Source organism: Mucilaginibacter sp., assembly GCF_041088075.1.
GTDB lineage: Bacteria > Bacteroidota > Bacteroidia > Sphingobacteriales > Sphingobacteriaceae > Mucilaginibacter_A.
Window position 1 is genome coordinate 1 of sequence record NZ_JBGCVY010000002.1, and the last position, 21297, is coordinate 21297.

The window sequence follows — 21297 nt, forward strand, 5'->3', positions numbered from 1 at the left end:
CGATTTTTATATTCCTGCGCGCAACGCCACTCCGGAAGTGATTAATTTTATGGCGCGTTATGGCCGTGGTTTAATCTGCGTTCCCGTTGTGCGTTCTATTGCGCAGCGTTTGGATCTGGATTTGATGGTGGGCAACAACACGGCTTCCCACGAAACCAATTTTACCGTTTCTGTTGATCTGGTTGGCCACGGCTGCACAACCGGCATTTCTGCCAGCGACCGTTCTAAAACCATTTTGGCCATGATTGACCCGGCAACGCAACCTGTAGATTTGGGCCGACCCGGGCATATTTTCCCTTTGATTTCTAAAGAAGGCGGTGTGCTTCGGCGCGCCGGTCATACCGAAGCAGCAACCGATTTATCGGTTTTGGCAGGTTTTGAACCAGCGGGCGTTATTTGCGAAATTTTAAAAGAGAACGGCGAGATGGCCCGTTTGCCGGATCTGGAACTAATGGCAAAGGAATTTGGGCTGAAAATAATTTCTATTGAGAACCTGATCAAATACCGGATGGTTTCGGTGAGCCTGATCGAAAGGGAAATTTCGGTAAAAATGCCTACTCAATGGGGCGATTTTGATATGGTTGCCTATACCCAAAAAAATACCGGCGAACATCATATTGCTTTGGTAAAAGGCGAATGGGCGGCAGACGAGCCTGTTCTGGTTCGCGTCCATAGTTCCTGCATTACCGGTGATATTTTTGGTTCCAACCGCTGCGATTGCGGCCCGCAGTTGCACAAAGCGATGGAAATCATCCAAAAAGAAGGCAAAGGCGTGATTGTTTATATGAACCAGGAAGGCCGCGGCATCGGTTTGATCAACAAATTAAAAGCTTACCATTTGCAGGAAAACGGTTTTGACACGGTTGATGCAAACCTGCACCTGGGTTTTAAAATGGATCAGCGAGATTACGGCGTTGGCGCACAAATTTTGCGTGATCTAAACATTACCAAGATGAAACTGCTGACCAATAACCCTACAAAACGTACCGGTTTATCAGGCTATGGATTAGAGATCACAGAAACTTTGCCGATTGAGGTTTCTTCCAACCCGCACAATGAATCTTATTTAAAAACAAAGCGCGATAAAATGGGGCATTCCATTTTAAAGGATTTGATCTAAAGCCAGTTTAAAATTTACCAAATCAGTCTTAATGCTTCTTTTACCACCTAAAAAATGGTGAACCTTTTGTTTTTATTCCGATTGATGAGGTGCCAATTTTTATAGGGTAAAAGAAGCATTGTTGTTTTTCCTTGTACCGGTTCAAACAAATATTTTATTTTTCAAATGTTAATTATCTAAATCAGCAGTTGCTTTTGCAGTTGTTGGAATAGTAGGGTTGTTGTTTCTTCGGATGCTTCTTTTACGGGTAAAAATATTGCGCAAAAACTCGGAGAAAGAATCAAATTCCTGCTGGTAAACCAAACCCAGGCCGTTTACATATTGCAAGCCTAATTGGTCGTTCAAAGTATTTAAAGTGGTGCTGTTCAAAGCCCGGTAAGAATATTTGGCCGTCAGTTTTCCGTCTTTAGAAATCAAATATTGAGCTTCAAAATCTTTGGTATAATTGCTAAAGTTGGAGCTGAACAACGTTGCATTTTGGTTGAACAAATCATTTCCAACCTGATTGTTGTACAAACTTCCGTTCAATACCAAGCGGTTTTTAAATAATCTTAAAGATGCACTTGCATCATTAAAAGAACGGATGTTTAAGTCTAAGTTTTTAATGTTGGATTGCGAAATAAAATTGTTCAACTTGTTAAAAGCAAACTCGCTGATGGCATCTTGTGCGGTGCTGCCCACTTCTTTTGTCAGGTTTTCCCCGCCGGTTCCGCTTGCAAATTTCCGCCTTACAATCAAACTCAAAGCCTGCTGGTTACGGTTGGTTATATCATTCAAATAAGCAGCCAGTTCATCTTTTACCGAAGGGTCGTTCGGAAAATTAAAGTTAAAATCAATATCCGGTTGCGTTAATGATTTGGTCAAAATCAGTTCGGCCTGAACTAATTTTTGCTGGCTTGATGTTGCGTTTGCTAAACCGGCCGCTCTATATAAGTCGTTAATATCCGCACGAACTTCGTAGATCGCTTTTAAATTTATTTCGGCGTTTGATGGGTCGCCCGTCCATCGGATTGTTCCGCCCTGATTTACCTGGAAAACTTTGCTGATAAAGTTTTGCGCCGTAAATTCAAATTTTCCGTTGGAGATCAAATAATCGCCGCGCATTTCAAAATCACCTGAACTATTGATGTTTAATTGCAGGTTGCTGGCCGTTCCGCTTCCTTCCAATTGCCCATAATCCGTCGTGATTTTTACCAGCGTTTTTTCATCAATTGTTAAATCAAAATTAAGCGTGATGCCATTAAAGGATTGTTCTTTTTTTACAATTTTAGAAGTGTCGCGGTTTACATAAGTGATGAAATCATAATTGCTGGCCGTGCTGGAAGAATTGAGCGGAATATTAAAAATTGTGCCATCTTCCGTCCTTGCTTTGATGTCAATTTTCATATTGTCCGTTGGCCCGGCAAAACTGAATTTTCCGGTGGCAAAAGCAGTACCGTAATATAAGCGGTTATCTTTAAAAGTGGTGTTTAAGGCCAGCAGGTTGCGCGCAACGATGGTCGCTTCAATATCCGGGGCCGATAAATTATTCAAATCAACCGTGCCGTTTACCACGCCAACACCATTTCTGTTATCCTTCAATTGTAAATCGCTGATTTGGATAATGCTGTTTTTAACGGCAACTTTATCATTAATCAAATAAGGCGTTTTTAAATAGTTGATGGTTAAACCCGTGTTGATCAGATTTAAATTGCCGTTGATTTGTGGTTTTGAAGGCATGCCCGTAACATCCAAGTCGGCAGAAATCTGGCCTTTTAAATTGGAAACTAAATCATTCACCAAAGGGTCCAAGATAGCGGCTTCGGTTTGGTCCATCTTTAAATGAAAGTCCAGCTTGTTGTCTTCACTTGCAAGATAATATTTACCGTTCAGGTTCAAAGTTTCCAGCCCTTTGTTCAGCAAACTCATGTTTACCAACGCAATTTTTTGCTCGTTGTCTAATTGTGCGGCAAGTTTAAGGTTGCCAATTAAGGTTTTGTTGATGGTGATCGAATCGGCACGCAAATCAGATTCTACGCCTGGCTGGCCGGTGATTGAATTGATGACGGCATTGCCGTTTAAAGTTCCGGTTAGTTTTACACCAACAGATTTGGTAAGCTGATCCAAGGAAGCCAGGCTGAATTTATCAAAAGCAACTTTCAGTTTGTCTTCTGGTTTTGAAGAAATAAAACCGTCAACCCCAATTTTTTGTACACCGTTTGACAACACAAAACCTGCAATTTGCGTCCGCCCGTTTTCTAACAACCTGATCCTGACTTGTTCTGCAATCCGCCAATTTTGTTGTTCTATGATCACATCCGAAGGCAGGATTTTTAGCTTGGCTGTTGTATCCCGTCCAAACTCCACCAAACCATACAAATCCAACTGGTTGGTTGCATCTTTGTCCGAAAGTTTAATGTTGAAATTTAAACTGTCGCGTTTTAAAAAGTTGGTAATGTTGATGTTTTTGATGAACAAACTATCTGTAATATTAACCTTGCTCAAAGAAATGTTTACGCCAATATAATCGTCATTCGTGCTTTCATCAATCAGCAGATCGTGGAAAACCATTTTATCATATTGGATCGTTTTGATCAACCCGTTTAAAGTTGCGGTTTTATTATAAGAGTTAAAATTGCCGACAAAAGTTCCCTGTTCGGGAATTTTTAACTTGGGCATAAACAAGGTTGTAACCGGGTCTAAGTTTTTGAGGTTAAGCCGGAAAGCAAAGTTTTGTGGTTTTGGCGAAACAAACTTTGCTTGAAGCGAAGGGACGTATTTTTTGACCAACGTTTTGAAGTACGAAGGCAGCGTTTTCAAATCATAATCACCTTTTAAACTGCCGTCTGCAAGTGAAGATTTTAATGTTAATTCGCGTTCCCTGCCTTTTCCTTCGGCAGCAAAATACAAAGAATCAACCGAATAATTATTCCTTGGATTAACCAGCTTAATGTTCCTTAATAAAACATTGCCGTTAATATTGTCAATGTTGTTCCCGGAAAAATTAGAACTTAGTTGAGCATCAACCGCAATTGTATCTTTTAAAAAATGCAACTTGTTCAATTTGGCACCCTTAATGTCTGATTTAAAATTAAACACAGGCAAGGCAGCATTCAAATTTACATTTCCTTTAAAGTTGAATTTCAAGTTTGGATCGTTTACCAAAACCAAACCATCAAAGAATTTTTTATTGAAAGTGCCTTTTAAATTTACATTGCTGTAACGGTAGCGGTTAAAATCCAAGTAGTTGACTTTTGCATCCAACTTGCCTTTTAAAGTTTTTAAATCAAAACCGGCACCATCAATATTGGCTGAAATTGTGGCCCGGTTTAAAGAAGGCTCGTTTAATAAATTGCCAAAATTGAAATCAAAAGTTTTAATGTTTCCGGTATATTTGGGCACGTTGCCTTTGGTTTTCATGTTCACATCCGAACTGAAACGGCCCAAATTGGTTTTAAAATTACCATAAGCCACAAAGTCGTTTTGAAAACCGGTAAATTGCCCGCTAAAACTAATGTTGCCAAACTTTTCTATAATACTTGGAATCTCCGTGCTTCTTTTACCGGTAAAATTTTTGTACAACAAATCCAAATCTTTTTTATTGGTTGCAACTTGTTCGATGTTTAGTTCCATCAAAGTTTGATCCCAATTGGGCAAACCTTTCATGCTAAAGTTGCCTTTGATGTAAGTTGCCTGTCCGGCTTGTACCGCCAGGTTTTTGGCTTTCAGGTTATCTACTTTGCCTTTTATTGCGCCGTTAATTCCAAGTTCAAATTGAATCCGGTGCAAATCATCAGCAAAAAAAGCAATATCTTTTGACGATAAGTGTGCATCTTTAAAATTGGCACTCATCATTACTTTATGTTCAAAATTGTCAAAATCATCAAAACTTTTAAAGCCAAGCCTAAAATAATCGTGAAGTTTAGAGTTGGGCGTGTTCAAATTTAGGTTTTGCAATTCAATCTGGTTAGTATCAACTGTTACCGCAGAAGCTAATTTTTGTACAATAAAGCCGCTCTTTTCTTTGAAAGATAAATTGTGGATTGCTGCTTTAAACAAATGGTTTTTTAAATCCAAGTTAGTAGCGTCAATGTTCAATTTTGTTAAATTAACATCATCAAAATTAACACCATTGATGTTGGTATCAATCAATTGGTTTTTATACCGAAAATGAAAGTTGTTGAGTGCAATCCTTTCAAAATTAATTGTCCAGGGTTTGGTTTTCGTTTTTTTAGTTGTGGTATCCGAATTAAAATAATCTAAGATAAATTTCAAATTGGTGTTCTTGTCTTTTAATTTTTTAAGATAGAAAGAACCGTTGTCCAACGTAATGTCTTTGAAATCAATTTTTCGGGCTTTGATGCTGTTAAAAACAGAAAAACCGCTTAATTTAACAGTGAGCAAAGGCGTTCTCAGCAACGTGTCTTTTTGCTTGTCCAGCACATACAAATCTTCCAAAACTACCGAAGAAAAAGGTTTAATGTACAAGCTTTTGATATCAACCTTGGTATCTAATTCTTTGGATAAATAGCGTGTTGCTTTTTTGGCCGCCCAGGTTTGTACGGATTTAAATTGGAACGAAAATACAAGCAGCCCCAGCATCAGGATGATGAGCAGGACAACCATTAACGTTATTTTGAGCGCTTTTTTAATAACTTTGCAGCTTAATGTATTTTAAACAATGGCTGTAATTTTAGGGATAGAATCGTCTTGTGATGAAACTTCTGCCGCAATTTGCATTGATGGAACTGTAGTCAGCAACATCATTACCAGCCAAAGTATCCACGCTGCATATGGTGGCGTTGTGCCCGAGTTAGCCTCGCGTGTCCATCAACAAAATATTATCCCTGCCGTTCAGCAAGCCATATTAACGGCTAAAGTTACAAAAAATGATATTGATGCTGTTAGTTTTACGCGCGGCCCCGGGCTTTTAGGCGCACTTTTAGTCGGCGTTTCTTTTGCCAAAGCTTTTGCATTGGCCCGAAACCTGCCTTTGATCGAAGTGAACCACATGCAGGCGCATATTATAGCCAATTTTATTGAAGAGCCTAAACCAAAATTTCCTTTTTTATGCCTGACAGTTTCAGGCGGGCATACACAAATTGTGCTGGTGAAAGATTATTTTCATTTTGAGATCATTGGACAAACGCTGGACGATGCGGCCGGAGAAGCGATGGATAAAACCAGCCGGATTTTGGGTTTGCCTTATCCCGGCGGACCATTGATTGACAAGTATGCACGTTTAGGAAACTCGAATGCTTATCATTTTCCGGAGCCGCAAATCCCGGGTTTTGATTTCAGTTTTAGTGGGCTAAAAACAGCATTCCTATATTTTGTTAGGGATAGAATGGCTGCTGATCCTGGTTTCCTAAAAAACAACTTGCCGGACATTTGTGCTTCTATCGAAAAAAGGATTGCCACAATTTTGATGAACAAATTGAAAAAAGCAGCGCAACAATATCAGATTAAAGAAATTGCTTTGGCTGGAGGCGTTTCGGCCAATACCGGTTTACGCAATTTATTACAACAAACGGCGGATGAAAACGGCTGGAAAGCTTACATCCCGGCGTTTCAATATTGCACCGATAATGCCGCCATGATTGCCGCAACTGGCTATTATAAATTTTTGAAACAGGATTTTGTTGGCCAACAAACCGCACCTTTGGCCCGGATGCAATTTTAACTGATTAGATAAATGAATTTAGCTTCTTTCATATTCTGGGCGATTTTTGTGCTGCCTTTGGTTGGGTTTTTAATTTGGGTGATGCGGCAAGACAAGAAAAAAGGTTCTATCGGCTTGATCGTTTTAATTTTGGTTGTGCTGCTGGGCATCGTTTATATGTATGCCCGGACTGGCGGACAATAAAAAAGCAGTTGATCTATTAAAACCAACTGCTTCTTTTATCGGGTAAATTTGGGTGAACGTTACTTCACTTCAGCCACAACGGGTTCTGTTCCGTTAACGGCATCTTTAATTTTCAATTCCAGTTCTTCCATCATTTCCGGATTGTCAAGGATGAGGTTTTTAACGGCATCACGGCCTTGGCCTAAACGCGTATCGCCGTAGCTAAACCACGAACCCGATTTTTTGATGATATTGTATTCAACACCCAAATCAATAATTTCACCGGCTTTAGAAATGCCTTCGCCAAACATGATATCAAATTCGGCAATGCGGAAAGGTGGCGCAACTTTGTTCTTCACGATTTTCACTTTTACGCGGTTCCCGGATACTTCGTCGGTATCTTTAATTTGCGACATACGACGGACATCCAAACGAACGGAAGCATAAAACTTCAAAGCGTTACCACCGGTCGTAGTTTCCGGATTGCCAAACATCACCCCAATTTTCTCGCGCAATTGGTTGATGAAGATACAGCAGCAACCTGTTTTGCTGATCATCCCCGTCAGTTTTCGCAAAGCCTGAGACATCAAACGTGCTTGCAAACCCATTTTAGAATCGCCCATTTCGCCTTCAATCTCTGCTTTTGGCACCAATGCCGCAACCGAGTCAATCACGATAATATCAATTGCGCCGGAACGGATCAAGTTATCTGCAATCTCTAAAGCCTGCTCCCCATTATCCGGTTGCGAGATCAACAAGTTCTCGATATCAACGCCTAATTTTTGCGCATAAAAACGGTCGAACGCGTGTTCGGCATCAATAAAAGCTGCAATGCCGCCCCTTTTTTGTGATTCTGCAATGGCATGGATGGCCAAAGTGGTTTTACCGGAAGATTCCGGGCCGTAAATTTCAACGACGCGGCCTTTTGGCAAACCGCCAATCCCCAAAGCAATATCCAAACCGATGGAACCGGTAGAAATGTATTCGATCGGGTCAATTGCGGTATCGCCCAACTTCATTACCGTTCCCTTGCCGTATGATTTTTCTAATTTATCTAAAGTAAGCTGTAATGCTTTTAATTTATCTGTGCTGCTCATTTTTTTAGTTTTTCAAAGTTCTAAGGTAAGGATTAAAATTCAATTATGCTAATATTTTTATCAAAAATAATAAAAAACAGGGCATAAAAGAAGCATTGAAATTTTAGGCATAAAAGAAGTAGTAAACATACTTAACTCAATCAACAATATCAACTGTGTTTGGCACCGTATGTTTTTTTAGATGTGCGGTGAGCTGGTTTAATTTCCTGGTTTTCTTTAGCTGCTTTGCTTTTTGCAATTGTTGCTGCTCTTTTTTGCGCAAAGCAGTTTCGGTGTTCATCTGCTCAAAATATTTGCAAAAATGCGTGAGCGGACAAATTTCGCATTTTGGTGTCCGCGCCACACAAATGTACCGGCCGTGCAAAATCAGCCAGTGGTGCGCCACGCCGAGCAATTCTTTGGGCAGATACTTCATCAACTGCATTTCTGTTGCCAATGGCGTTTTGGCTTTGTTGGTCAACCCTAAGCGGTTTGAAACCCGAAAAACGTGTGTATCAACAGCAATCGCCGGTTCCTGATAAACCACCGAAGAAATTACGTTAGCCGTTTTGCGGCCAACGCCCGGCATCTTTTGCAAATCTTCAATCCCTTGCGGAACAACGCTGTTAAATTCGGAAACCAAAATTTTAGCCATCCCAACCAAGTGTTTGGCTTTGTTGTTCGGATAACTTACGCTTTTAATGTACGTATAAACTTCTTCCGGTGTTGATGCGGCCAGGCTTTCGGGCGTGGGGAAGCGTTCAAAAAGGGCAGGCGTAATCTGGTTGATGCGTTTATCGGTGCATTGTGCAGATAAGATCACGGCAACCAGTAATTCAAAAGGCGAATTATAATGCAGTTCGGTAACCGGATTAGGCTGGTGCGCAGAAAAATAATCAACAAAAGCTTTGTATCTGGCTGTTTTAAGCATAATGCAAACGTAAATATTTTCTTTTCCGGCGATGCTTCTTTTAGCACATAAAATTTAGTGCGCACAAGAAAGCCGACCTCGTTTTTTTCAAACAAAGCCGGATAAGTTTAAAGCAGAAAAGGGTTACTTGTAATTTCTGGAGTAATGAATGATCCTGACAACCGTTTCTTCTTTCGGTGCCAATTGCAGCAACGTTAGTTTTGGTAAAATAGATTTGTAGAAACGCTGTTCGCTGTCATCTAAATCTTCCGGAAAATCAACATCTTTTGATGGGTTTTCGTCCTGTTTAACAGTGTTAAAATTGTTTGTAGAGATTTCGGTCATATGCTTGCTTGAGGTTTAAAAAACAGTCAGCAATTGAACGAAAACCAGATTAATTTAGTATTAAAACCAGATGAATTTTTTAATTAATTTTTCAACAGCAGTTCCTTGCTCAGCATCATCCTCCGCAGGTTGTTCAGGGCATAGCGCATCCGGCCCAAAGCCGTGTTGATGCTCACGTCCGTAATGTCGGCAATCTGCTTAAAACTCAAATCGCCGTAATGGCGCATGATCAACACTTCTTTTTGTTCCGAAGGCAACAAATGGATCAGTTTTTTCAAATCCGTATAAGTTTGTTCGCGGATCATGCGGTCTTCCGTGCTTTCATCGTAATGGCCCAAAACATCAAAAATGTCAAAATCTTCGCCGTTGCTCACCAGCGGCGTCCTTTTTTCCCTGCGGAAATGGTCAATCACCAAATTGTGCGCGATGCGGGCGACCCAGGGCAAAAACTTTCCTTCTTCGTTGTACTTTCCGGCTTTTAATGTGTTGATTACTTTGATAAACGTATCCTGAAAAATATTCTCGGCCAGATATTCGTCTTTTACTAATAAATAAATTGATGTATAAATTTTTGACTGGTAGCGGCGGATAAGTTCTGTTAAACCCGCTTCGTTACCAGATATGTACAAATGGATCAACTCCTGATCACTCGTCTCTCTAAACTCCATAGACCTGACTACCTTATTTTTTTAAGTTAAAAAATTTGAAAAAGTAGAGTTCTGTCGATAGTTTGCCCGGTTATGGTTTTTGATAATTGTAATATCAAATAAAATAATAATTTTAATAAGAAACAAATATTAAAATAAAAATACACGCGTGTACGCACAGAGCGGTATTTTTGTTTTTTGAACGGCATTTTTCCGATGCTTCTTTTACCATATAAAATTCATTGATGAACATAGAAACAGAAACCGATTCTAAACACCATATTATTATAGCCGGTGCAAGGGTGCATAACCTAAAAAACCTGACCGTTGCCATCCCGAAAAATAAATTGGTGGTGGTTACGGGCATGTCGGGCTCGGGCAAATCTTCGCTGGCTTTTGATACGCTTTATGCAGAAGGCCAGCGCCGTTATGTAGAAAGTCTTTCGTCCTACGCCCGGCAATTTATGGGCAGGATGAACAAACCTGATGTGGATTATATCCGCGGTATTGCACCGGCCATTGCCATCGAGCAAAAAGTGATTACTTCCAATCCGCGCTCTACCGTTGGCACTTCCACCGAAATTTATGATTATTTGAAATTGTTATTTTCAAGGATTGGAAAAACGGTTTCGCCAAAATCCGGGCAAATCGTAAAAAAAGATACCGTAACCGATGTAGTCAATTTTGCGGCCGCGTTGCCAACCGATACCGCCGTTACGGTTTATTGCCCGCTGCATCCGCACAACAACCGAACGATAAAAGAAGAACTGGCGGTTTTGCTGCAAAAAGGTTTTCAAAGGGTTTTGTTTGAAGGAAAGATTTCCCGCATTGAACAAATTTTGGAAGATACCGCAGTTAAAGATGTAGAGTTAAAAAGCGATCATGCTGTTTTTATCGTGGTAGATCGGGTGATCATCAACACCGAAGAAGAAACGTTGAGCCGACTGGCCGATTCGGTTCAAACTGCTTTTTTTGAAGGCCGCGGCGATTGTTACCTTCGCTATAAACCAACGGAAGAAGAACCTGAAAAAGACCAGTTTTTTTGTGATCGTTTTGAATTGGACGGCATTCGTTTTGAAGAACCTTCGCCCAATTTTTTCAGCTTTAACAATCCTTACGGCGCGTGCAAACGCTGCGAAGGTTATGGCAAAACGATTGGCATTGATGAAGATTTGGTGATCCCGGACAAAAGCAAATCCATTTACGATGGCGCGATTGCACCGTGGCGCAGCGAAAAAATGAAAGAATGGAACGACGCGCTGGTCAACTCGGCCATTAAATTTGATTTCCCGATCCATCGTTCTTATTCGCAATTAACCGCAAAACAACAAGCTTTGGTTTGGAGCGGCAATAAATATTTCCGCGGATTGGACGCGTATTTTAAAGAACTGGAAGAGCAAACCTACAAAATCCAGTACCGCGTGATGTTGTCGCGCTACCGCGGAAAAACCACTTGCCCGGATTGCAAAGGCAGCCGTTTGCGGCAGGATGCTTCTTTTGTCAAGGTAAATTCAAAGTCCATCACTGATATTGTTTTGATGCCGATGGACGAAGCTTTGGCCTTTTTTCAGAACCTGGAATTAAGCGGGCAGGACGAAAAAATTGCCCGCCGTTTGCTGCTCGAAATCATCAACCGGCTGCGGTTTTTAAATGATGTTGGGCTAAGTTACCTCACGTTAAACCGATTATCAAACACGCTTTCCGGTGGAGAATCGCAGCGCATCAACCTGGCCACTTCTTTGGGCAGCAGTTTGGTGGGTTCGGTTTATGTGCTGGACGAGCCAAGCATCGGTTTGCACCCGCGCGATACGCAACGTTTAATCACCGTTTTAAAATCGCTGCGCGATGTGGGCAACACGGTTTTGGTGGTGGAACATGAAGAAGAAATTATGCAGGCGGCCGACCATATTATTGATATTGGGCCGGAAGCCGGAACGCATGGCGGCGAACTGGTTTTTACCGGAACGTATCAGGAAATTTTGACCGACGACCACAGTTTGACCGGCAAATATTTAAGCCATCGCGAAGAAATTCCGGTTCCCGCACAACGTCGCACCTGGAACGATTTTATCTTGATAAAAGGAGCACGCGAAAACAACCTGAAAAACATTGATGTAAAATTTCCGCTGGGCGTGTTAACGGTGGTTACCGGCGTTTCTGGTTCGGGCAAAACCAGTTTGGTAAAAAGGATTTTGTATCCGGCCTTGCAAAAAAGCCTGGGCAATTATTCGGGCGAGAAAACCGGCGGCTACGATGGCATTGAAGGCGATATCAGCAAAATAGAACAGGTAGAAATGGTAGACCAAAACCCGATTGGGCGTTCTTCGCGCTCCAATCCGGTTACTTATATTAAAGCTTGGGACGATATTCGGAATTTGTTTGCCGCTTTGCCAGCCGCCAAAGCCGCCGGGTTAAAGCCTGCCGCGTTTTCTTTTAACGTTGAAGGCGGCCGTTGTGATGTTTGCCAGGGCGAAGGCGAAGTAAAAATCGAGATGCAGTTTATGGCCGATATTTTTTTGCCTTGCGAAGCTTGCGGCGGCAAACGTTTTAAACAGCACGTTTTGGACGTAACGTATCAGGATAAAAACGTTGCCGAAATTTTACAGATGACGATTGACGAAGCGCAGGTTTTCTTCGAGAAAGAAACCAAGATCCTCAACAAAATAAAACCGCTGGTTGAAGTTGGTTTGGGTTATGTGCAGTTGGGTCAGTCTTCGAACACACTTTCCGGCGGCGAGGCGCAACGGATCAAACTGGCTTCCTTCCTCATCAAAGGAAATAATGCCAGCAAAACGATATTTATTTTTGATGAGCCAACAACCGGGCTTCATTTCCACGACATCAAAAAACTGCTGAAATCCTTCAATGCTTTGCTGGAACAAGGCAACACAATTGTGGTAATCGAACACAACATGGACGTGATTAAATGTGCCGATTGGGTAATTGACATCGGCCCTGAAGGCGGCGACCGCGGCGGGAACCTGGTTTTTGAAGGTGTGCCGGAAAAGTTGTTGAAAGAGAAGAAATCTTACACGGCGCAGTTTTTAAAAGAGCGGTTAAAAGCTGCAAACTTGTAAAGAGTCTGTTTAAGTTTAATCTAATGGTGTTTTGGCTAAAGCCAAATGCATTTTACATATCCCACGGCCTAAAGGCCGTGGCAACTGGGCCGCCTTGTTTCGCAAACCTTTTATCACTTTACGGCATCAGGCTTTATTCATTGCCACGGCCTTTAGGCCGTGGATAAAGGAACACGGATTGGCTTTAGCCAAAATTGATGGCATAAAAGAAGCATGAAAGGCAAAGCGAATAAAATTTAAACAGGCTCTAAATAAAAAACCGCTTTAAAACCACGCTTTTTTTGGCTAAAGCTAATACTTCTTTTATCGCCTAAAAATTGATGTTTGTTTTTTCCAAACCGAATAAACTTTCTGTTTCTGAAAAAACCTGATTAATTTGCAGCATGATTTTCCTGACATTTTTTCTGGGCATCGTCTGCAATTTTATCGGATACATTCCGCCCGGAAATATCAACCTCACACTCGTACAAATCACGATAAACCGTGGTTTAAAACAAGCGTTATACTTTATTTCTGCTTTTTCGGTGGTCGAGTTTTTTTTCACACTACTGATCATGAACGGTGCAAGCTGGCTTTCAAACCAAATGAAACTGGCTACCATTATTGATTGGGTGATGGTGGTGCTGTTTACCGTTTTGGGTTTTGTAACCTGGCACAACCGCAACGAGAAGCCAAGCGAAAAATATTCGAGCAACGACAGTATCCGTTACGGCATCATCCTCGGCATTGTCAACCCGATGCAAATCCCGTTTTGGTTGATTACCGGCACTTATTTAATCACGCACGAATGGATTGAAACTTCTGGTTTTGAGTTGGTTGTGTTTAGTTTTGGTTCCGCTTTGGGTGCCTTTTCGTGTTTGTATATTTACGCAAAATCGGCCAATTATATCAAAAGTAAATTTGCCCTCAGCAGCAAGATCATCAATAAAAGTATTGCTATTTTGTTCTGGAGCTTTGCCGCTTACCACGTCATCAAACAAATTTACCTGATGTTTTTTAAGCACCATTAAGAGCCTGCTTAAAATTTATTTATCAAGGTTCCTATGCTTCTTTTATCACCTAAAAATTGGTGAGTATTGGGTTTCTGATTTGTTTAGATTGATACACCAATTTTTATAGGGTAAAAGAAGCATCATGGTTTTTCTTGTACAAATTCAAACAGGCTTTAAGTTGCTGGTTTTCTATTGATGCTTCTTTTACCGATGTTTTTTAGTATAAAACTTATTTCCTATAAAGAAAAATCTAAACCTTTTTAATACAAGTTGGGTTTAATCAACATGAAAAAATTATTAAGTTATTCCTTGATTGTTTTGGCTGCAAGTTTGGCTTCTTGTAGCAATAATAAATCCGGCAGCCAGCCTTCCGAAAGTGATGCCAATAAAAGCCCGGGCGCCACAACCGGCAACAATGCCGAACATAAAGCGGCCGATAATCCCAACGGAAATTCTTCGGTAAAATTGGAACAGGTTTTTGCCGATCCGACTTACCAGTTGACCGGCGTTGCCATTTCGGCAAAAGGCAGGCTGTTTACCAATTATCCTTTGTGGACGCCTTCTATCTATAAATATGCTTTGGTGGAGGTTTTGCCCGGAAATAAAACCCAGCCTTTCCCGGACGCAACCATGAACAGTTGGAAACCCGGCGAAAGCGGTAAAAACAAATGGGTTTGTGTGCAGGCCGTTTATATTGATGACAACGATGCGATGTGGGTGGTTGATCCCGCCGCGCCGAAATTGGACAAGGTTTATCAGCAAAGCAACAAGCTGGTCAAGATCAATTTAAACACTAATAAACCGGAACGTACTTACACTTTTGAAGGCGTAACCGACGAGCATAGTTATATCAATGATGTGCGCGTGGACACAAAAAGACAATATGCCTACATGACCAATTCCGGAACCGGCGGCATTATAGTGATTGATTTAAAAACCGGAAAAGCAAGGCAATTGCTGCAAAACCATTATTCCGTTCATTCGGATAAAGATTTTAAATTTATTATTGATGGCAAAGAAATGATGCAGGAAGGCCAGCCGGTTAAGTTTGATTCGGACGGAATTGCCTTAACGCCCGACGGCGATTGGCTGTATTACAAACCTTTGACGGATACCAAATTGTACCGCATCAAAACAGAATTTCTGCGGAACGATACAATACCCGCACAAAAACTAAAAGGTTATGTAGAAGACCTGGGAAAATTTGCCGTAACCGATGGCATGACTTTCGACAAAAAAGGAAATTTGTATTTGGGCGATCCACAAAACTCGGCCATTCTTCAAATTTCTCCTGATTTAAAAATGACGACTTTGGTTAAAGATGCGCGTTTAATTTGGCCGGACAGTTATTCGGTTTCTAAAGACGGCTATTTGTATGTCAGTTGTTCTCAGATCCAAAAAACGCCCGAGCATAATGCCGGCGTAAACAAACGCACTTCGCCTTATGCCATTTACCGTTTAAAACTGCCTTAATTATTGTTTTAGGTTGAAGGTGAAAAGCAATGCTGTTTTTATCGGGTAAAAATTGGTGTGGTTTTTTGATTGTAAAATTAAATGCCGCTATCGGTGTTGCTTAATTTATGCCGATAAAAACAGTATCATTGATTGGTTTTATTAGAATTGATTTTATGAGCAAATTTATTATTGACATACACAGAAAAGACCATTGTTTGGAAATTGGTGCCGAAAAAGCCGAAAAGGAGCTGCGGCCAACCTACAACTTGTTTTATAAAGAGCAATCCTGCGGCTGTTTGTATTGCAACGAAAACAACATATGGATTTACGAACCTCACGGCCACGAAGCGTTGATTTTAAGTGCCGAAGAAATCCAGCATTTAGGAAAAAACATCGTGGAACAGGATGCGGTTTGATGTTACTGTTCGATAATTAAAAAGGCTTCGGGAAATTTTTCCCGAAGCCTTTTTATATTAAAGGGAATGCTGTTTTTAAGCCATTTTTTTCTTAAACAGTTTTTTGGCCGAAGACAACTCGTTGTCCAAAGCAGCTTCCGAAGTCCTTTTCGCAATCGCATCAAAAGCCAAACCTGCTGCAACCGCATAAACGGCATGGTGCAGGCCATCAATAGAAATCGTTTTGGCATCTTCTTCGGTTGCCGGTGGCGCAATATCCAAGGAGGGCAGCATTACCATTTCTGTTCCCCAGATGGCAGCAAAATGTATCACTGTTGCTTTCCAGCCTTTTAATCCCGTTAGCGAAATCAATCCGCGTACAATTCCCCAAGAAGTGCCATAAACCCAATGGATTTGCTGCGAAACTTTGGCTTTTTGTTCTTCGCTCGTTGGCTTCATATCAAGCACTTTTGATACTGCATCAACCGGAGCAGAGCTTGGTTGGCGGCCATCAATTTTCATTTCGATCATTTGCGAAACGGTGATGGCAGCGGTGCCAACCAAACCGGCCATTACGCCAATACCAATGGCCGTGCCCAATTCGTTCAAAAAAATTCCTGGTTTGTTTTTCATAGTGTTTTTTGTTGATGTTGTATGAACAATAAATCTTCTGGATTGATTGTAATTGCAAAATTTTAGGTGCATAAAAGAAGCATCACATGATTAATGAAAATATTCCGCTTTTAACCATTCAATATTTTATAATATTACCGCATGAAAAAAAGGTTCTTGTTTGGCTTATTGATTTTGGCAGGCACAATGCAAAGTTGCATGGTAGTTGGCGGTGTTTTTAGGGCAGGGTTTAAACTGGGCATTTACTCTGTTTTGATTATTTTAGGGTTGTTTGTTTGGATAATTTCTAAAAGGTCAAACCGTCGCAACAGAAATTGAATGTCAAAAAAAGGGTGCTAAAAGAAGCATTCGTTTTGTTTAAGATTCCAAGGTTTTAAAAAGAAGAGAAATATTTAAGCAGAAGTCAAAAATTTTACAAACTTCAGCCTAAACGATTGAAGCAGGAATTTTACAAAAACAATACACAACTGCCCCTGTTAGGCAAATAACTTAAAAACTAATTGAATGAAAAAGTTGAACTTTTCTATACTGGTATTAACCCTGATGGTGTTAAGCAGTTGTTCTGCTATCGGCGGAATTTTTAAAGCCGGGGCAGCCGTAGGTATTATAGCCATAGTTGTTGTAATCCTGGTAATTATCTGGTTGATTTCCCTTTTTAGGGGAAGAAGCAATTAAAACGAAAATTTGCTGTTATAGCAGTTGTCCGGGTTGAAAAATAATTTTTCGGCCCGGATTTTTTTTGCAAAAAAGCGTGTAAAAAAGTAAAGCCCCTGATGGGCAGGAGCTTTTACTAACCAATTATAAACCTAAATTATGAGAAGACTTTTTATAAAAAAAGCATCAATTATTTGCTTTTTTTGATAGTGTAAAGATAACACTAAGTTTTTATAAACCAAACAAAAAAATATAAAATTTTAAATAATTCAATATTTTTTTAGGTTTTATAAAATTTACAAAGGCTGATAACATCAAAATAAAAAATTTTAGCATCAGAAGTAGAAAAATTTATCTGTTGCTGCTTTAAAAATCAATTAAAGCAACATCAAAAATTGATTTTAAGCTCAATTTGCCTTTTTTGCCTGGCTTGTTTAAAATTGTTATAAATATTTTCATTATTGAAACTATTCTTATACTAAGAAGAGAATTTTTTGCTTTGTTCCGCTTTCCAAATTAGCCTTAAATTGTTTTTAAAACGGTATTTAACCATTTCTGCATAGATTCATTTTAGGCGGTAAAGCATTTGCTCCGAAAGTTAATTAATCTTATTTTAGCATCATTTCTCAAAAAAACCCAAATCAAAACTGCCATTTTTACGTATATGGTATTGCTTCAACACATTTTATAATGATCATTTTTATTTTCTTTTTGTTACACTGGTTCCTGTCGTTGTTTTTTCAAACTTTTTTTCTTCACCGTTACGCTTCGCACAAAATGTTCAAGCTTAACCCTTTCTGGGAAAAAGCCTTTTATTTCATGACCTATATTTTCCAAGGGTCTTCTTTTTTAAACCCGCGGGCTTATGCCATTTTGCACCGCATGCACCATACGTACAGCGATACGCCGAAAGACCCGCACTCGCCGCATTTTGCAAAAGATGTTTTAGGCATGATGATCAAAACCAAAAATATTTACATGGATTACCAAAAGCACAGGATCGAGCCGGAACCTGCTTTTCGCGACCGTTACCCAACCTGGGGTTTTGTTGACCGGATAGGCGATTCCTGGATCAGCCGTATCGCTTTCGGCCTTTTCTACATTGCTTTTTATGTTGCTTTTGCCACGCAATGGTGGCTGTTTTTACTGCTGCCAATCCATTTTTTAATGGGCCCGTTGCATGGTGCCATCGTTAACTGGTGCGGCCACAAATACGGCTATTCTAACTTTGACAACCACGACCACAGCAAAAACATGCTGCCTTTGGATTTTTTGATGCTGGGCGAACTCTTCCAAAACAACCACCACAAAAAACCAAACGACGCCAACTTTGCCAAACGCTGGTTTGAGGTTGACCCAACTTATCCGATCATGCGGTTGATGCACCATTTACGCATCATCCGTTTGCGAAAAATATAGTGCTAAAAGAAGCATTGGTTAACGGTCTGTTCATTCATTTTTAGCTGATGCTTCGTTTACTCCTGATTTTTCTGTTGTTTTTGGTTTCCCTGCTGGCCGTTTTGCCCGCGCCAACATACCATTTGTGGATCCTGGCGATTTTGGTTGCCGAGTTTCCATACGTTTTTATCGTCCTCACCATTATTTTTTATTTGTTTAAAAGCAGGTTGATTGCCTACAAGCGCGCCGGAAACTTCCTGGCTTTGATCACACTGATACTGTTTTTATCACCTGTTTTTCGGGCTTACGGTGTTGCTTCCAAACTTCCGGGAGAATTAAAATCAGCTTTGGGAAACCAAACCGAAAATCTAAAACAGCCACACCTCAAAAAGCCATATTCGTTCTTTTCCATGTTTTCGGGGATTGATGAAAAGGCAATCGCGCCGCAAACTTTTACTTATCAAAAATATGTGGATGTTGATTTGCAACTGGATTTTTACCCCGCAAAAACAGCAGGAAAAAAACCTTGTGTGATCGTTGTTCATGGTGGTTCCTGGAGCGGTGGCGACCGCAAACAACTGCCCGAACTGAACAGTTATTTGGCGCGCCGGGGTTATCAGGTTGCTTCAATTGAATATCGTTTGGCACCGCAATATCAAAACCCATTGCCGGTGGAAGATGTTAAAAGTGCAATTACATATTTAAAATCAAATTCAGAAAAACTACAAATTGATACCAATAATTTTGTTTTGCTGGGAAGATCGGCTGGGGGGCAAATTGCTTTGCTGGCCGCTTATACTTTAAAAGATAAAAACATCAAAGGCGTGATTGATTTTTACGGCCCGGCAGATATGATTTGGGGTTACGCAGCGCCCAGCAACCCGTTGGTTTTAAATTCGCACAAAGTGATGGAAGATTATCTCGGCGGAACTTACAAGCAGGTTCCCCAAAATTATGCGGCAAGTTCGCCCATTCTGTTTGCTTCGGCACAATCCGTTCCAACTTTGCTGATCCATGGTAAAAATGATGTGCTGGTATCTTATCAGCATAGCGTTCGCCTCAACACAAAACTAAACCAACTTGGCGTAAAACATTATTTTTTGAGTTTGCCCTGGGCAACGCACGGCTGCGATTTCAACCTAAACGGCCCGAGCGGACAATTGGCCACTTATACTGTAGAACGCTTTTTAAACGTTGTTACGCCAACTAAATAAACCAAAACCTCAAATTGCCATTAACGTATTTTGTGTTTACCATTAAAATTAAAAATTGAAACTATGATCAGAAAATACACCTGGATGCTTCTTTTACCGGTACTTTTTTCGGCTGCATCTTTTAAACTTTTTCCTTCTGTTAAAACTGTTCTGGTTTCAAAATTAGCCCCGGCGGATAAAATTGTTTTTGTGGAGAACGATTGGAACGCGGCCGTAAAAAAAGCATCGGCACAAAAAAAATGGATTTTTGTAGATTGCTACGCCACCTGGTGCGGCCCCTGCAAAATGCTCAAGATTCGGACTTTCACCAATAAAAAAGTAGCCGATTTCTTCAACAAAAACTTCATCAACGTTTCGATTGATATGGAAGCCGGGCAAGGGCCGATGCTGGCACAACAATGGAAAATCCAAGCTTATCCAACACTCATTATTTTTGATGAAAACGCCAAACCTGTTTTGGGAACCATGGGTTTTATGGCACCAGACGATTTGATGCGTTTTGCAGCAGAAGCTTTGAAGAAAAAGTAAGGCATACTTCTTTTACCGGGTAAAAATTGGTGTCGCTGCAACCTTAGCCTCAAATTATTATTTTAGATGATGTGGAAAAAAGCAAACCCCATCTCGAAACATTTTTAAAAGCCGCCGCAGTTTGAAGACGCACCCAAAGGCGTGGAAGCCGCCAAAAATGCAGGTATGAAATGTTTTGCGTTGACTACCGCTCACGAAGAGAAGGATTTTAAAGAGCACGATAATGTGTTGTTTTTTATTAAGGATTATAGGGATGAGCGGGTGTTGGGATTGTTGACGTAAGAGAATAATTATTTACAATATGCACTTGCATAAGTACCAACTTTGTTCAAATCGCTTTCATCAAGGCCATACTTTTTCTCTATCTTTTTCCATTCAACATTAATAAGTTTATTGGAATAATCATCGTGTTTTTTTCCGTAATTAGGGAAAATTCTATCAGCTTTATGAATACTTTCAAGTTCAAAGTTATTTAATTGATCATTTAAATCACATAGCTTTAAATTTTTTGAAGCAAGTAGTTTATTTAACTTTTCTAATTCTATTTCATCTTTAGATTGTTTTTTGTCTTTGAGGTTAGTCAAAGCCATCGTTTTAAAGTTGTTTATAGATAATCGAGGTTCAATATCACTTGGTCCTTTCACCAACATGCCAATCCAAGACGAAGGGTCTTTTTGAGCTAAAGTTTTTGAAGTAAATAAATATATCCCGATAACTGTAGGTTCAGAAAAGTTCTCATATCCACCTTCATGTTTATTCAACTCATAAATATAAAGGAGGATTTTTTTGATTTCTTTTTCAGTGGTTAAATTCTTTGTTAGATAAGCAGATATCTTCAGTTGTGCTTTACCTGGAATTTCTGATTTTTCACTATTTATTGTTGAATATGATGAATCAAGAGTTGCATCATGATTTTGACTATTATGATTACAGCTTGATAAAAGAAATCCTATATGCAATATTAAAATTACTATTTTGATTTTCATTAAAATCAGATTTTAAGTTTGGTAAAATAAGAATTTTATATAT

18 protein-coding genes are annotated in these 21297 nt (G+C 40.1%); 11 read left to right on the forward strand and 7 right to left on the reverse strand.

From position 1 onward, the window contains the following. Positions 1–1120, forward strand: a 1120-nt coding sequence (gene ribA / locus V5804_RS00095) for a GTP cyclohydrolase II (protein WP_369589333.1), incomplete at its 5' end; no start/stop codon positions are given. Positions 1121–1288: 168 nt separating this feature from the next. Here ribA and V5804_RS00100 read toward each other — a convergent pair. Continuing rightward, positions 1289–5725: a translocation/assembly module TamB domain-containing protein gene (locus V5804_RS00100; protein WP_369589334.1), complete on the reverse strand. Its 4437-nt coding sequence runs from the start codon at positions 5723–5725 to the stop codon at positions 1289–1291. 55 nt (positions 5726–5780) lie between these two features. Between V5804_RS00100 and tsaD the strand changes: the two genes are divergently transcribed. Next, positions 5781–6782 carry a tRNA (adenosine(37)-N6)-threonylcarbamoyltransferase complex transferase subunit TsaD gene (gene tsaD, locus V5804_RS00105; RefSeq protein WP_369589335.1) on the forward strand — a complete coding sequence of 334 codons (1002 nt, stop codon included), beginning with the start codon at positions 5781–5783 and terminating at the stop codon, positions 6780–6782. A 12-nt stretch (positions 6783–6794) separates the two neighbouring features. Further along, entirely contained in the window at positions 6795–6965 is a 171-nt protein-coding gene (locus tag V5804_RS00110) for a hypothetical protein (RefSeq protein ID WP_369589336.1), read from the forward strand. Between the two features lie 59 nt (positions 6966–7024). Here V5804_RS00110 and recA read toward each other — a convergent pair whose 3' ends face one another. The 4 genes from recA to V5804_RS00130 form a co-directional block, all read right to left on the reverse strand. Next, entirely contained in the window at positions 7025–8041 is a 1017-nt protein-coding gene (gene recA / locus V5804_RS00115; protein WP_369589337.1) for a recombinase RecA, read from the reverse strand. Positions 8042–8177: 136 nt separating this feature from the next. Further along, on the reverse strand, positions 8178–8951 hold the full coding sequence (gene nth / locus V5804_RS00120) for an endonuclease III (RefSeq protein WP_369589338.1): 774 nt from the start codon (positions 8949–8951) through the stop codon (positions 8178–8180). 123 nt (positions 8952–9074) lie between these two features. Beyond that, the gene (locus tag V5804_RS00125) at positions 9075–9275 is read right to left on the reverse strand and encodes a hypothetical protein (RefSeq protein WP_369589339.1); all 201 of its coding nucleotides are present in this window, start codon (positions 9273–9275) and stop codon (positions 9075–9077) included. A gap of 83 nt (positions 9276–9358) precedes the next feature. Further along, positions 9359–9943: an RNA polymerase sigma factor gene (locus V5804_RS00130; RefSeq protein ID WP_369589340.1), complete on the reverse strand. Its 585-nt coding sequence runs from the start codon at positions 9941–9943 to the stop codon at positions 9359–9361. A gap of 224 nt (positions 9944–10167) precedes the next feature. Here V5804_RS00130 and uvrA point away from each other — a divergent pair, with 224 nt between their 5' ends. The 4 genes from uvrA to V5804_RS00150 all read left to right on the forward strand — a co-directional run bounded on the left by uvrA (position 10168) and on the right by V5804_RS00150 (position 15862). After that, positions 10168–12999, forward strand: coding sequence for an excinuclease ABC subunit UvrA (gene uvrA, locus V5804_RS00135; protein WP_369589341.1), 2832 nt, complete (start codon positions 10168–10170; stop codon positions 12997–12999). A 383-nt stretch (positions 13000–13382) separates the two neighbouring features. Beyond that, a complete protein-coding gene (locus V5804_RS00140) occupies positions 13383–14009 on the forward strand; it encodes a LysE family translocator (RefSeq protein WP_369589342.1) in 627 nt (208 codons plus the stop codon). A gap of 267 nt (positions 14010–14276) precedes the next feature. Further along, the gene (locus V5804_RS00145) at positions 14277–15464 is read left to right on the forward strand and encodes an L-dopachrome tautomerase-related protein (protein ID WP_369589343.1); all 1188 of its coding nucleotides are present in this window, start codon (positions 14277–14279) and stop codon (positions 15462–15464) included. 155 nt (positions 15465–15619) lie between these two features. Then, positions 15620–15862 carry a hypothetical protein gene (locus V5804_RS00150; RefSeq protein ID WP_369589344.1) on the forward strand — a complete coding sequence of 81 codons (243 nt, stop codon included), beginning with the start codon at positions 15620–15622 and terminating at the stop codon, positions 15860–15862. A gap of 75 nt (positions 15863–15937) precedes the next feature. On the opposite strand, the gene V5804_RS00155 is transcribed toward V5804_RS00150, so the two are convergent. Continuing rightward, positions 15938–16474, reverse strand: a complete 537-nt coding sequence (locus tag V5804_RS00155; protein ID WP_369589345.1) for a hypothetical protein — start codon at positions 16472–16474, stop codon at positions 15938–15940. A 504-nt stretch (positions 16475–16978) separates the two neighbouring features. On the opposite strand from V5804_RS00155, the gene V5804_RS00160 reads away from it, so the two are divergent. The 4 genes from V5804_RS00160 to V5804_RS00175 all read left to right on the forward strand — a co-directional run bounded on the left by V5804_RS00160 (position 16979) and on the right by V5804_RS00175 (position 20268). Beyond that, positions 16979–17149 carry a hypothetical protein gene (locus tag V5804_RS00160; RefSeq protein WP_369589346.1) on the forward strand — a complete coding sequence of 57 codons (171 nt, stop codon included), beginning with the start codon at positions 16979–16981 and terminating at the stop codon, positions 17147–17149. Positions 17150–17818: 669 nt separating this feature from the next. Then, positions 17819–18547: an acyl-CoA desaturase gene (locus V5804_RS00165; protein WP_369589347.1), complete on the forward strand. Its 729-nt coding sequence runs from the start codon at positions 17819–17821 to the stop codon at positions 18545–18547. 47 nt (positions 18548–18594) lie between these two features. Further along, complete coding sequence (locus V5804_RS00170; protein ID WP_369589348.1) at positions 18595–19740, forward strand: alpha/beta hydrolase fold domain-containing protein; 1146 nt, start codon at positions 18595–18597, stop codon at positions 19738–19740. A 63-nt stretch (positions 19741–19803) separates the two neighbouring features. Beyond that, positions 19804–20268, forward strand: coding sequence for a thioredoxin family protein (locus tag V5804_RS00175; RefSeq protein ID WP_369589349.1), 465 nt, complete (start codon positions 19804–19806; stop codon positions 20266–20268). Positions 20269–20558: 290 nt separating this feature from the next. Here the strand turns inward: V5804_RS00175 and V5804_RS00180 are convergent, their stop codons facing one another. Beyond that, positions 20559–21254, reverse strand: a complete 696-nt coding sequence (locus V5804_RS00180; RefSeq protein ID WP_369589350.1) for a hypothetical protein — start codon at positions 21252–21254, stop codon at positions 20559–20561. Positions 21255–21297 lie beyond the last annotated feature (43 nt).